The 13413-nt window shown below is 39.5% G+C and carries 10 protein-coding genes and 1 tRNA gene; 4 read left to right on the top strand and 7 right to left on the bottom strand.

The genetic code is table 11. The features are described 5' to 3' along the window. Positions 1-7: 7 nt before the first annotated feature. Positions 8-868, top strand: a complete 861-nt coding sequence (locus G9H60_RS13540) for a TonB-dependent receptor plug domain-containing protein (RefSeq protein WP_223142695.1) — start codon at positions 8-10, stop codon at positions 866-868. Here G9H60_RS13540 and G9H60_RS03400 read toward each other — a convergent pair. The 5 genes from G9H60_RS03400 to fabD form a co-directional block, all read right to left on the bottom strand. Continuing rightward, positions 865-3045, bottom strand: a complete 2181-nt coding sequence (locus tag G9H60_RS03400) for a sialate O-acetylesterase (RefSeq protein WP_223142694.1) — start codon at positions 3043-3045, stop codon at positions 865-867. The two genes, G9H60_RS13540 and G9H60_RS03400, sit on opposite strands and share 4 nt — an antisense overlap. A 111-nt stretch (positions 3046-3156) precedes the next feature. Beyond that, a complete protein-coding gene (locus G9H60_RS03395; protein WP_223142693.1) occupies positions 3157-4320 on the bottom strand; it encodes a hypothetical protein in 1164 nt (387 codons plus the stop codon). Between the two features lie 148 nt (positions 4321-4468). Then, positions 4469-4966: a tetratricopeptide repeat protein gene (locus G9H60_RS03390; protein WP_223142692.1), complete on the bottom strand. Its 498-nt coding sequence runs from the start codon at positions 4964-4966 to the stop codon at positions 4469-4471. A gap of 120 nt (positions 4967-5086) precedes the next feature. After that, positions 5087-5160: transfer RNA gene (locus tag G9H60_RS03385), tRNA-Gln, on the bottom strand. A gap of 134 nt (positions 5161-5294) precedes the next feature. After that, positions 5295-6176 carry an ACP S-malonyltransferase gene (gene fabD / locus G9H60_RS03380; RefSeq protein WP_223142691.1) on the bottom strand — a complete coding sequence of 294 codons (882 nt, stop codon included), beginning with the start codon at positions 6174-6176 and terminating at the stop codon, positions 5295-5297. A gap of 100 nt (positions 6177-6276) precedes the next feature. On the opposite strand from fabD, the gene G9H60_RS03375 reads away from it, so the two are divergent. Continuing rightward, positions 6277-7374 (top strand): hypothetical protein, encoded by a 1098-nt coding sequence (locus tag G9H60_RS03375; protein ID WP_223142690.1) that lies wholly within the window; start codon positions 6277-6279, stop codon positions 7372-7374. On the opposite strand, the gene G9H60_RS03370 is transcribed toward G9H60_RS03375, so the two are convergent. Both G9H60_RS03370 and G9H60_RS03365 read right to left on the bottom strand, forming a co-directional pair. Then, the gene (locus G9H60_RS03370; protein ID WP_223142689.1) at positions 7355-7729 is read right to left on the bottom strand and encodes a thiol-disulfide oxidoreductase DCC family protein; all 375 of its coding nucleotides are present in this window, start codon (positions 7727-7729) and stop codon (positions 7355-7357) included. The genes G9H60_RS03375 and G9H60_RS03370 overlap by 20 nt on opposite strands. Then, positions 7729-10569, bottom strand: a complete 2841-nt coding sequence (locus G9H60_RS03365; RefSeq protein ID WP_223142688.1) for a T9SS type B sorting domain-containing protein — start codon at positions 10567-10569, stop codon at positions 7729-7731. Before G9H60_RS03365 ends, G9H60_RS03370 begins: the two co-directional genes overlap by 1 nt. Before the next feature lie 173 nt (positions 10570-10742). Here G9H60_RS03365 and G9H60_RS03360 point away from each other — a divergent pair, with 173 nt between their 5' ends. Together G9H60_RS03360 and G9H60_RS03355 are read left to right on the top strand one after the other, a co-directional pair. Next, a complete protein-coding gene (locus G9H60_RS03360; RefSeq protein WP_223142687.1) occupies positions 10743-11411 on the top strand; it encodes a succinate dehydrogenase cytochrome b subunit in 669 nt (222 codons plus the stop codon). Between the two features lie 22 nt (positions 11412-11433). Beyond that, positions 11434-13413, top strand: a complete 1980-nt coding sequence (locus tag G9H60_RS03355; RefSeq protein ID WP_223142686.1) for a fumarate reductase/succinate dehydrogenase flavoprotein subunit — start codon at positions 11434-11436, stop codon at positions 13411-13413.

The following is a 13413-nucleotide window of genomic DNA, read 5'->3' as shown; positions in this document are numbered from 1 at the left end:
TAAAGCCATGAAATACGTCTTCTTTTCCCTGTTTGTATTTGCGAGTGGTTCCGTGTGTGGACAAGCTTCCACCTCTCCTCAAGAAGTTAGTCAGATTTTAAGTACGTATTTCAGCAAAACGACCTCTTCCAGTGCTTTAGCGAATAAAAGCCAAGCACTGGAAGCAAGTCGAACTTTTTCGATTCGTCGAGATAGTTTATTCATCTACCTGTACGACCCCAAGGATGTATTTACCAAAGGTCCATTTTATGACACAACTGTCATCCCGATTCATCAAATACAGCAAATAAAAATTCATAAAGCGAAGAATACTGCTGGACAAGCCGGTGTAGGCATTGAGTTCATTCAAAAGAATTTTGCGGGAATTCCTGCCAAAGAAAAAGCCAAAGACAATGGCGCTCCTGCCAAATTAACGGATAAGAATTTAGCCAATGTGAATGCCGCTAGCGTCAATCAAAAGATGATTGGTCAAGTAGCCGGCGTAACCGTAGGCAACGATAATTCTCCAGGAGGGGCCACCATGGTGCGCGTTCGCGGTTATGGCTCCATCAATTCCAATAGCCCTTTGTATGTGGTAGATGATGTGCCAGTAACTGGTAATTTAAACACCATCAATCCCAACGACATTGAGTCTGTTCAAGTGTTAAAAGATGCTTCATTAACCGCTATTTATGGCGTTAGAGGTGCCAACGGTGTGGTCTTAATCAAAACTAAAAAAGGAGGCATTAGCTCTGGCATTCCAGCAGATTTACCTAGAGATTTAGTTTTATCATATACCCTTTGGACTTGGGGCAAAGCTGCCTCTGATTTTCAAAAGTCGGACGATAAAATCAAACTAAAAAAATACCTAGAACAAGATTATAATTAATGACTAACGATGATGTTTTTCACGTATTCCAATTGATCATTTGTTCTAACCCATAATTTGTATGAGCCTTGTGAAAGGTGTTGTACACTCAATTGAGCTGACCCATCTTGGCTGATTTGTGAATCCATCACCAATCGGCCATCAAGGGTATAAATTCGAACTAAGGCTCCTGCCAATGATGCTCTAGATTGTATCGATAAAGAATTTACCACTGGATTGGGGAATACGACTACCCCCATATCATCTGGCAAAGTATAACTGTAACTAGCTTTGGGAGATGCACAAGTTGGTCCCGGAATATAGGTTTTGGTTAGATACAAAGAATAAGTCCCAGAGTCACGAACCCGCAATATGGTACTTTTTTCCGTCAACACATTTTGATTAAACTCCCAAAACAAATTGGTATCACTAGCTTTTAAAACGGAGGTCTTTAGGAAATATGGGCTTTCTTGCGTAATCACAGGAGCTGCAGGAATATCAAAAACTTTGGTAGTTACAGCCTTTGAAAATGCTGTAGTACATTGGTAATTATTCGTTCCTTTTACTTGAAATGAACCTTTGTCCTTTACTGTAATCAATGAACTTTGTGCACCTGTATTCCAAACATAGTTTAGATCTGAATTTGCAGCTACCTGCAATTCTACCGAATTTCCCTGGCAAAATAAGGTATCTCCCTTGACTAAAATAAGAGGTGTAGCAGGAACCTGAAGCGGTTTAAATTGGAACAATGGTACACTAAATTCATTCCCCACCCCATCTTGTAGGCGCATAGAATAAGTTCCCGACTGTGCCATTTGAATGGTATTAACTTTACTTAACAGTTGTGCATTTTCATTGAACCATTGAATGCTATCTTGTGTGGCAACACTCAGAGTTGTGGCATTGGTATTATCACAAATCACGGAAAAACTAGGTAAGGATTTGGGAGTTATCGCCTTGGCTTTTTTAGCTATAGCTCCAGAAATTTTTTCTAACCAAAGATATGCCAATTCCTCATAGGCATCCGGAGAGAAATGGACACATTCAGAAAATGCATCAGTCTTACGAGGAATCTCCACCACATCGGTGTAGGGTCCCAAATATATTTCTGGAATACCACTAATTTCCGTCACCATGTCACCCTGCTTTCTAAGCAACAAATCATCCGTATAGGAAACACTACATGCTCCATTCACTAGTCCAGCTGCATAGGATACTTGGGAAACTAACCATGGGACATCCACCCCTGTTTGTGTCCGCAAGTTTTTGATCATATCCTTAAAATTCTGTTGATAGGTATCCGTTTTCACTTTCCGTATCTCCAATGGGTCTAAACGGTATCCATATGAGTCTGTTTCCCCCTGGTGCCAAAGAATAGCCCTAACTCCATTTTTCTTACCAAAAAGTTCTACAGCTCGTTTTAAATTCTTAAATGGAAAACCGGCATCATAAGAAATGTTTGGATCAAAAGGATTAGGTGATGGTTTGGCATTAGGTAAGGATGACTCATACCAATTTCGCATAACGGTTGCCATCCAAGCTGTATTGATAAAACAAATGGGAACATTGTAAGTCTCTGCCAAACGGTCTCCTAATCTAGCCCAATAATAATTGGATAAACCCATGGGACCTATTGTAGTTTTATCATCTAAATGTTGAAAATCTGTAAATGGAAAATCCGTATTTAAAAAACCTAAATAGCGATAAAAAGGAGAATTATTGAAATCTTTAAAATAATTATACACATTAGCCACATTGACACGGTCGTCTTTAGATGAACTTTCTGTGGCACGACGACTATTCCCTCCCTGTGCATTGGATTGACCCGAAATAATGAAATTCTCCCCTACACCCACTCGATCCAATTGCGTAGAATCTTTCAATTGAGTACCTTGATAAGTCCTGATTTTCAAGGTATACCAACCTCCTTTGGCGGTAATGATCTCTTGAAAAAAGCCAGCTACTGGCTTAGTATTGATACTAGTCCAATTAATTAATGTTCCCTGGCCTTCTTTTACGGGCTCTAACCTATATTGAATCGAACTAATCTCTTGTGAACAATTTCCTAAAATGGATAAACGAGCTTCATTATTAGCATCACGTTGAAAAACTTGCCGATTATGAGGAAAAACGATGGATACCTGACCATGTAATTGTATTGAAATGAACACGGTAAAACATAGTATCAAATATTTCATGGTTGGGTGTTTGACGGGTAAGTTTTCAAAATTTGGGTGCTAAAATAGTAAAAAGCATCCGCTTAGGGAAATCAATTAACTAAAGTCTCGACGAATCAAGGAGCTTGGTACTTAAAAAATCCAATTGAGCGGAGAAATCCGTTCTAAATGCATTAGCAAGGTGTAAGTTGGTGTCAAAAAGTTGGCTAAAAACAAAAGACAAATTAATACCCGAGCATTCTCTTGCTCTTTTAAACGATGAATCAATAAAAAAAGTACGAAGATTATGGGGAAACAAAAGGTGAGACTTCGTGTCACATCGTCAACCGCCGTGGCCGCTAAAAATGAGGCTAAATAAGTGCCAAAATAAAAACAAGCCACCGTCCAAATCCGATGCTTGACGAAATACACCATGGCGATAAGGGGTAAAATTATCGCCCATTTCAAAGCTGAAAATAGAGCATATGGCAATTTGTATCCATGCAAAAAAGCAAATCCCAGCTGTACACCAGCATGTTTTCCCACGGGGGTATTTAAATGGTAATTAGAATATAAATAATAACGCACAATGGCGTATAAAAAATAGCTGAACAAAAGATAGTGTGTTCCTTTATTTTTCCATAAAAAATCCTTCAAAATCACAGACCATTTCCCTAGAGGAATACCTGTTTGAAATAAATACAACAAGGATATATTCAATGCGGGAAATAGGCTTCTCTCATCCACAAAAAAAGCTAAAACTAAGGCCAAAACAGACCAAATGCGATCATAATAATAGAAGGCTATCAATAAAAACACAAAAGCATAGGAATCGTAAAATAGCGTATCGTACACAAATGAATGCCCTACATAAGTAAATAGTATACAGGCTGTGGACCAAAAAGCTATGGGCGCGTCTCCTCCTGATAGCCTTCGAACCAAATTAAAAAACAGAAATAAAAAGAAAGGCAATAATAAAACTTGTAAATAGAACAGTCGTATTGCATTCAAATGAAACACCTTCCCTATCAAATAAGGCGTGATGCGCAATTCCCTTTTGGCATAATGTTCTCTGGAATCATTCCCCAACATCGCCACTAATGGATGTTCTATCTTTCGATTGACAAAATCAATCATATATTTATCATTACTTGTCCAAGAATTATCCATGCGCTTCTGAATAACTTTGGGAAAATATAGAATGGAAAAACCAGCAAAAAGGGCCAAGCAAATGAGAAATACTCCCAATTGATGTTGGGCCCATTGACTTATTATATCATTCCACCGACGAAAAATATTGGGAATATTTGGAATCATTAGTAAAACTCAAAAAAGCAGTGACAACATAGAAAAGCTTATTTCAGGCCTTATATATGTTCTTACCGCTTAAGTTTAATTATATTTTTTACTAAATTATTACATTTCCCATAAATCGCAAGTTCCTCGTGTATGGAAATTATGAGTATTATAGCTTCTTAGAGCAATATTTTTCTTGTAATGAGTAAGAAGCTGTATCTCCTGATGCGATTGCTTCTTGAATATCCAGACAAGCTTCATTCAAATCACCTACCTCTATAAATGATAAGGCTCGGAGTCGATAAACTTCAGCAAACCAAGGAGCCTTGCTTATGCAAATGGAATAATCCTTGATGGCACTTTTATGATAAGCTAATTGGGATTTAAAATAGCCGCGAAAGTAAAAATAGTCAGCACGGGAATCATTCAAACTGATCGCTTTGTTCATATCAGCAATGGCCAATGAATGATATCCTGCTAAACTCCGACTTGCTGCTCGTGCAAAATAGATTTCATCATTTCGTTTATCTTTCAAAAGCGCTTCACTAAATTCCATGTTGGCCCCCAAATAATCTTGATTGGTAAATTTTGAGATACCTGTTTGATACTGCAATTGGCTAGTGCAGGATATCAGAAAAAACCAGGATATGATTAGTAAGTATTTCAAAGGCAACGAATTAAATATGCTTTTATTAAAAATAAGAGTAGCTAAGTAAAAATCCAATTTTACTTTTCCATTTACCAAAACAAAAAAAATCCCCCGCCGAAAAATCAGCGAGGGAAAGGGTGGTTGACCTACTAGGATTCGAACCTAGAACGACTGAACCAAAATCAGATGTGTTACCTTTACACCATAGGTCAATTCCAAATCGAATGCAAAAATAAGACCTCCTAAGCGAATTATCAAATGTGCTTCAAAAAAAATTGAATTATTTCATCCAAAATCAGCTTGGAGGCTCTAAATCAAGCAATTAATTTGCACTTGACAAAGCTGCTTATGCCAGCTCTATGGAAGCAACTTGGACATCAGCACTAATTTTCTTGACCAAACCTTGCAAAACCTTACCCGGGCCACACTCAATAAAGTCTGTTGCACCTGCAGCAACCATGGCCTCCACAGACTGAGTCCAACGGACCGCACCTGTCAACTGGGCAATCAAATTTTGTTTAATTTCTACAGGATCCTGAGAAGGCTTCGCCGTCACATTTTGAAATATCGGGCAAATAGGTCGCTCGATTGTTGTGGCTTCTATAGCTGCTGCTAACTCCACACGAGCAGGCTCCATAAAAGGTGAGTGGAAGGCTCCTCCCACAGGCAATGTTAAAACTCGCTTTGCTCCTGCTGCCTTCAATAATTCTGCTGCTTTTTCAATTCCTAATACACTTCCTGAAATTACCACTTGGCCTGGACAATTGTAATTAGCTGCCACCACTTCACCATTCAATTCACCACAAATACGTTCAATTTCCGCATCCGCTAAACCTAAAACTGCTGCCATGGTACTAGGTACTATTTCACAAGCTTTTTGCATAGCCAAAGCACGCTGATACACCAAACGTAATCCATCTTGCCAAGATAATCCACCTGCCGCTACCAAAGCTGAAAACTCACCCAAGGAATGTCCTGCCACCATGACTGGAGCAAAATCTTTCCCTAATTTAGCCACTAAAACAGAGTGTAAATAAATCGCAGGTTGAGTCACTTTCGTCTGTTTTAAATCCTCATCAGTCCCTTCAAACATGACTTTCGATAAAGAAAAACCCAATATTTGATCCGCCTCATCCACGATTTCTTTCGCTAAAGCAAAGTTCTCATATAAATCTTTGGCCATACCTGGAAACTGGGATCCTTGACCGGGAAATACGAATGCCTTCATTTTTATTATGTTTTGTTATATTTTTGATTTAAGATTGACAATCTTTGACAAAGATAAATTAATCTTCTGGCTATCTGAAACGCTCTTAAATTTCAATTGCATGTTCTATCGTTTTTTATCTTTCTTAGCGCTACCATTAAGCCTATTGCTATTTATTTCATGCCAAAAAGAAGAGACTAATCCATCCATCAGTAGCCAAGGTAGTATACAAATTGATGCTGCAAATAGTCGGACTTTTGTTCAAAGAGACCTTAATAATCAAGGAAAAATCGTATTGGTCGGACAAAGCTCTCAATCATTCACCTCAGCCCAAGTGAAATTTAAAAACATATTGGGTGGAAAAGAAAGCGATTGGCTGAACCTAAGTAAAGAGGGGTCTAAATTCAAAGGGGAATTCGTTCTTCAAGCTGGTGGCTATTACCCAGAAATCAAATTAATTCAAGATTCCAAAACTGTAAGTGATAGCACATTAAGTCAATCACCATTCAAAGTGGGTGAAATTTTTGCTGTGATTGGACATTCTTTAGCTGAAGGCCAGCCTCCCTATGAATTAACTGATTACGACAAAGAATGGTGTGAGATTGTCAAATATTCAGAAAGTAATGTCGTCGCATTTTGGGGAAGATTAGCCGACAAATTAAAAAACAGATACCAAGTGCCTATTCGAATTTACAGCACCGGAATCGGGGGATCCACTTCGGAGCAATGGGGTAAATCTGCTTTAGGTTTGGAGTTTAGTAGTTCACTTTTCGATTGGAAAAAAAGATACCCATACTCCTTTTTTGAAAATAGAATCTTGAGCGAGGTACCCAAAAGTGGATTGAGGGCTGTGCTAGTCATACACGGAGAAAATGACGCGACCACTTCTATGGACAACATCATTAAATACACGGGAGTATACATGGATTATACCCGTGAAATACTCCAAAGCAAAAATCTCAGTTTTATGCTAGCACGAAGTAATCGTGGACTCAATAAAACAGAAGATTTACACGTGCAAGAAGCGCAAAATATCATGCTGAAAACCCTACCCAATGTCATTGAAGGTGCCAATCTACAATCGGTGGTCGGTGCTGGATTTCGTTGGGATGGTACACACTTTAATTTTGCTGGTCTAGAAGAAGCAGCAAGAAAATGGGATATCGTGTTTGACCCTAAAGTTTTCAGTCAAATGACGCCTATTTTGCGTAGTCGCTAATTTCACAAGCATCTACTGCTTTACCCCAAATCAATCGATTTTTGGCAATGAAATCATAGCCTCTATCTAAAAGTCCGCTTGGTAAAAAAAAGAACATCCGCAGGATTTGATAATACCATGGCGCCAATGATAAAATTTGCTCTATAGCTTTTGATTTTATCAAAACAGCATCCTTATGCACCATTTTGATGCTATCCACTTCCCAATTGGAATCTGGAAATTTCATGACATAGCTTTGATACAATTCAGATCCTTGAAATTCAATCTGTATCTTATCTCCACACATTTGGCGCAGCACTTTAGCACAAAAGCGACAAAAGCGACAATTACCGTCGATGAATATTGGGGTTTTCATTAGCGAACTAGTTCGACCCAGCCTTTTAAACTTTTAGTTTTCAAACTTGGATCATTGACATCAAAGCTAACATCTACCGTATAAAAATAAGTTCCAGCAGCCATCTCTTTTCCTGAACTATCTTTTCCATTCCATCCGAAATCAGTTCCTGTTCCATTGTAGTCATAGATCAGTTGACCATAACGATCCACAATTTTACAAACGACCGTTTTCACAAATCGAGGGCAGCGCATAGGTAACCAAACGTCATTTTTCAAGTCACCATTTGGACTAAATAAATTAGGCAATTCAAAAGAAGGGCAATTGTCCTGGTTCAAGGTTTCACTCTTGGGACTTTCCTTTCCTAATTGACTTATGGCAGTGACATAATAGCTACCAATGAATGAATCTTTCTTTTGATGTAAATAGCGTAAATCGCTCACATCAGCAATCTTGGTAAATGGCCCTGCCGCAGTAGGTGCATAATAAATTCGGTAGGAAGCAATATTCTGGTCACAAGTTCCTGTTAATGTGGGTTGCCATGTCAACTGATTTGTAAAGCTGGTAAAATTACAATTCAAAGATCCGTCCAAGGCGGCACAATCAGGAGCCGATAAACTCAGTTTGGGAGCACAAGGATTTACGTCAGACTGAGGTTTCAAGCACACAATTTTAGAGGCATTGATCAAAGTCATGGCAGGGAATCCTTCTCCATAAGAACCCAAAGTTTCTACATAATAGCAATACGTAGAATCTGGGGAAAGCGTTACGTCAAACTTTCCGTCTTTGGTATAAAAATCAGTTCCTTGATCAGTAAACGTATAGGTACTAGGGCCAGCCACAGAAACTTCGGTAATTTGATTGAATTTACCAGAACCACGTGGAGTCTCTCGATAAACACGGTGAACTTGAAAATCATTTAACCAAGGGACATCAGCTGACCATGCCAACTTATTGGATCTAACTGCTGATTGTGCCACCAATTGCACCTGTGCAGCTGGGCTAGGAGAATCCAATAATTTGAACTGCCCATTGCTGGTGTAATAAAAATCTGCCCGATAACGATAAATTTTAGATTCTGTTGACAATCCTTTGTCCACATAGGATGTGTCATTCTTGGCTTGAAGAATGGAAGCAGCAATTGGACTTCCTATAGCTACAAAATTCGTCGATCCATTACCTTCAGCGCGCATAACTTGATACTGATAAGGACCTTTATACAAACTTGTATCAAGGTTCAAAGGTCTAGACCAGCGAACTAGTATTTCTCCATTACTAGCATCTGTTTTCTGGATAGAGACATTCGTCATCAAAGGAGCTGAAGAAGGAATAAAGGCACAACTGGAATTCGACATCGGACTATAATCCGTTTGACCGCTAGAATTAGTAAATACAACGACCAATACGTAAACATAATTGGCATTTTTCATTAATCCTGCTCCTTTATTGGTATCCTCAAACTGCACATCTCCAGCGTTCAACCGAGCTATTTCGGTGAATCCTGTCAATTGCATGCCAGTTTCACAGGACTTATTTACAACGGGAGCACAAGCAGCTTGTTTACGGAAAACGATGATTTTTGCGCCTGGTAAAGAACAAGCATAGGGGCTCCAAGTCAGTAGGGCCGAACCTTTGGTTGGCTGAATTTTGGCTACCAAATTCTTCACAGAAGGAGCTATAATTTTTATCTTCCAAATTTTACTATCCACCAGCTTCACGCCTCCACCAATCGCCGTAGGAGGATTATCCTCTGCTTTAAAGAAAATATCATACGTTTCTTTACGAATATGCTGACATGCAGTCTGCCAAGTAAAAGTACCTGTAGCCGTACCTGTTTGTTTAGGAGTAGATACAAAGGTGGCAAATGGCTGCTTGATGGCATATGAGGTATCTATTGGGTACACATTTCCTGAACTAATTATGGTCACAGGATCTAATCTACCCGAACGAGAAATAACGTCAGCTGCTGAAACTGTCTCACGAATTAAGGTACCTGCTTGAATACAAACATCTGGAGGCACAACTATTTTAGGTCCTTTATTATCTAAATCCTTCACCTCAATCTGCATATCTCGAACCGTTTCTGAAATCTTGATACCGTTTCGCCATTCTTCAACGATAAAGGCACAGTTATAAATCCCCAATTCCTGAGGAGAATCCCAAATCAAATCACCATTTAATGAATTTATGGTGAAGGATGACGCAATGGTGGACACTTCATTGGGCTGTCTAAAATTAGGTGCCGTGATACCGCGACTTGTTGGATTACATGTTTCGTAATCACCATAACGAGAAACGGTTAAACGATAGGCTAAACTATCTCCCTCAGCATCCACAGCATTGGGGTTATGGATGAAAGGCTGACCGACCACTGCCGTTAAATCAACCGCAGGGTTCAGTAATAAAGGGGTTGAGTTTTGACCTAAACCCGAGTTTATGGAGAAAATGGTTTCCACATAAAAGGGAACTTCCACTGAACGGGTGATATTTCTTACCCCATCATTTCGATTGGGAATAGCTACGGAAACTTTATAAAATAAGGCGGGCGCAGGATAAGTATATTCAATTTTGTAGGTGTTTTTCAATGTACCATTGCCCAGGTTAACGATGGGTAAAAGTCGTTTTGCTTTGAATATTCCCGAACCATCCCCAAAACAAAAATTCACATCTGTTTGGTCTTGATTTGCTCTATTATCCTCAGTATAAGTGGTTAAGGTAAACTCGTAGGTAAGACTGACGTTAGAAATCCGCTTTACTGTAATCTCCCCCCCTTTTAAGTGGGTTGCCTCAGCCTGGAAAATCATTCCCAAAAAACTAAGCATGAAGGCAAGAATGTAGGCGGAATAATTTTTATACGACATAAAACAAATTTGTAATATGGAAAGTTAATTAAGCAATTCGAAAAAAATAAAAAAAACGGTTTTTTTAATCGAATATTTGAAAGACCCACGAATCAATTGTAGTTTTATGTCCTAAATTTTCGCGTTTGGTTAATGTGGGCGAATGTTTACTTCAATCAAAATAAATTTCATTTATGGCTTGGTTATCTAAATCACTTAATTCATCTCTAGGAAAAAAGCTCCTAATGGCAATCACCGGCCTCTTTTTAGTTAGCTTCCTCATTGTTCACTGCGGTCTTAATGCCACCATATTCTTAAACGATGGTGGGGTTACGTTTAACGAGGGTGCAGAGTTCATGGCAAAGAATCCCATCATTCGCACCATGGAAATCGTATTATTTGGAGGTTTGTTACTCCACATTTTAGACGGTTTACGTTTATGGATGGACAACAAAAAGAAGCGTCCTGTAGCCTATGCCGTTATCGACGGTGCGGCTAACAGTAAATGGTATTCTCGTTCCATGGGACTCTTAGGAACATTATTATTATTGTTCTTAATCATTCACTTAAAGCATTTTTGGTATTTCTCTCGCTTAACCGACAATTTAACGGAAGAGCATACATTATATAATGAGATGCAAGTTGTATTTCAAAGCCCCATAGTAGTAGCTATTTACGTGTTAGGATGTATCTCATTAGGCTACCACTTATTGCATGGATTTCAGAGTGCCTTCCAAAGTCTTGGATGGAACCATCCGAAATACACACCGGCAATCAAGAGCATCGGTGCTGCTTATGCTATCATCATTGCCGCTTTATTTGCCGCTATGCCTATCGCATTCCATTTTAATTTGATTCATTAATTCCTCAGCCGATACGATTAATATGACAAAATTAGACGCAAAAATTCCAGAAGGTTCTTTAGCCGAAAAATGGACCAAATACCGTTCCAGTGTTTCTTTAGTAAATCCTGCCAACAAACGTAATTTGGAAGTGGTCATCGTAGGTTCAGGCTTAGCAGGAGCTTCTGCTGCCGCCTCCTTGGCTGAGTTAGGATATAAAGTAAAAGTATTCTGCTTTCAAGATTCCCCTCGTCGTGCGCACTCGATTGCCGCTCAAGGGGGTATCAATGCTGCGAAAAACTATCAAAACGATGGTGATTCTACTTTCCGCTTATTTTACGATACCATCAAAGGTGGTGACTATCGTGCACGGGAAGCCAATGTGCACCGTTTAGCCGAAGTTTCAGGAAATATCATTGACCAATGTGTGGCCCAAGGTGTTCCTTTTGCACGTGAATATGGTGGTTTGCTTTCCAACCGTTCATTCGGTGGAACGCAAGTTCAACGTACCTTTTACGCAGCTGGACAAACAGGTCAGCAATTATTATTAGGTGCTTATTCGGCCTTACAACGCCAAGTAGGTATGGGTAATGTTGAATTATTTACTCGCCATGAGATGTTGGATGTGGTGGTGGTAGATGGTAAAGCAAGAGGAATTATCGCCCGTGATTTAGTAACAGGTGAACTAGAGCGTCACTTTGGACATGCCGTATTGTTGTGTACAGGGGGTTACGGAAACGTATTCTACTTGTCGACAAATGCCATGGGATCTAACGTGACAGCAGCTTGGAAAGCGCACAAAAAAGGAGCTTTCTTTGCTAATCCATGTTACACACAAATTCACCCAACTTGTATTCCTGTTTCAGGTGATCACCAGTCGAAATTAACCTTGATGTCGGAGTCATTACGAAACGACGGACGTATCTGGGTACCTAAAAAGAAGGATGATCCACGTAAAGCCAATGAAATTCCTGAGGATGAGCGAGATTATTACTTAGAGCGCCGTTATCCAGCTTTTGGAAACTTGGTACCTCGTGATATTGCATCTCGTGCAGCCAAAGAGCGTTGCGATGCAGGTTATGGAGTTGGTACTTCAAAAATGGCCGTTTACTTGGATTTTGCTGCGGCAATCATCCGTTACGGTAAAGCGGAAGCCAATAAAAGAAATATTCACCACGCTAGTGATGAAGAAATCCAATTGATGGGTAAGGAAGTCGTTAAAGAAAAATACGGTAACCTTTTTGATATGTACAAGCAAATCACAGGAGAAGATCCTTATGAATTGCCGATGCGTATTTATCCAGCTGTTCACTACACCATGGGAGGCCTTTGGGTTGATTACAACTTAATGACTACGGTTCCAGGTTTATATGCTTTGGGAGAAGCAAACTTCTCAGATCACGGTGCTAACCGATTAGGAGCTTCTGCCTTAATGCAAGGTTTAGCAGATGGTTATTTCGTGATTCCTTACACGATCGGTGCTTATTTAGCGTCTGAAATCAGAACTCCTGCCCTATCTACTGATAGTGAGGTGTTTGTCAATGCAGAAAAAGCGGTAAAAGACCAGATTGACAAATTAATGAATATCCGTGGTACTAAGTCAGTGGATTACTTCCACAAGAAGCTAGGCTTAATCATGTGGAATCAATGTGGAATGGCTCGTAACGAGGAAGGTTTAAAAATGGCCATTTCGGAGATACAAGCATTACGCAAAGAGTTCTGGAGTGATGTTCGTATTCCTGGTGAAGCCAACAACTTAAATCCTGAATTAGAGAAAGCTGGCCGTGTGGCTGACTTCTTAGAATTAGGAGAGTTAATGTGCCAAGACGCATTAGATAGACAAGAAAGTTGCGGAGGACACTTCCGTGAAGAATACCAAACTGAGGATGGAGAGGCCTTGCGTGACGATGAAAAATTCGCTTACGTAGCGGCTTGGGAATACCAAGGTGAATCTAAATTCGAATTACACAAAGAAGATTTGAAATTCGAAAACATTAAAATTGCTCAAAGATCTTATAAATAA

The organism is Aquirufa aurantiipilula (assembly GCF_019923745.1).
Lineage (GTDB): Bacteria > Bacteroidota > Bacteroidia > Cytophagales > Spirosomataceae > Aquirufa > Aquirufa aurantiipilula.
The sequence above is the reverse complement of the archived record's forward strand: the minus strand, read 5'-3'. Positions and strand labels throughout refer to the sequence as shown.

Coding starts and splice junctions, on each gene's coding strand:
- G9H60_RS03360 (WP_223142687.1), top strand. CDS start 10,743: ATGGCTTGGTTATCTAAATCACTTAATTCATCTCTAGGAAAAAAGCTC.
- G9H60_RS03375 (WP_223142690.1), top strand. CDS start 6,277: ATGTTCTATCGTTTTTTATCTTTCTTAGCGCTACCATTAAGCCTATTG.
- G9H60_RS03370 (WP_223142689.1), bottom strand. CDS start 7,729: ATGAAAACCCCAATATTCATCGACGGTAATTGTCGCTTTTGTCGCTTT.
- G9H60_RS03400 (WP_223142694.1), bottom strand. CDS start 3,045: ATGAAATATTTGATACTATGTTTTACCGTGTTCATTTCAATACAATTA.
- G9H60_RS13540 (WP_223142695.1), top strand. CDS start 8: ATGAAATACGTCTTCTTTTCCCTGTTTGTATTTGCGAGTGGTTCCGTG.
- G9H60_RS03395 (WP_223142693.1), bottom strand. CDS start 4,320: ATGATTCCAAATATTCCCAATATTTTTCGTCGGTGGAATGATATAATA.
- G9H60_RS03355 (WP_223142686.1), top strand. CDS start 11,434: ATGACAAAATTAGACGCAAAAATTCCAGAAGGTTCTTTAGCCGAAAAA.
- G9H60_RS03365 (WP_223142688.1), bottom strand. CDS start 10,569: ATGTCGTATAAAAATTATTCCGCCTACATTCTTGCCTTCATGCTTAGT.
- fabD (WP_223142691.1), bottom strand. CDS start 6,176: ATGAAGGCATTCGTATTTCCCGGTCAAGGATCCCAGTTTCCAGGTATG.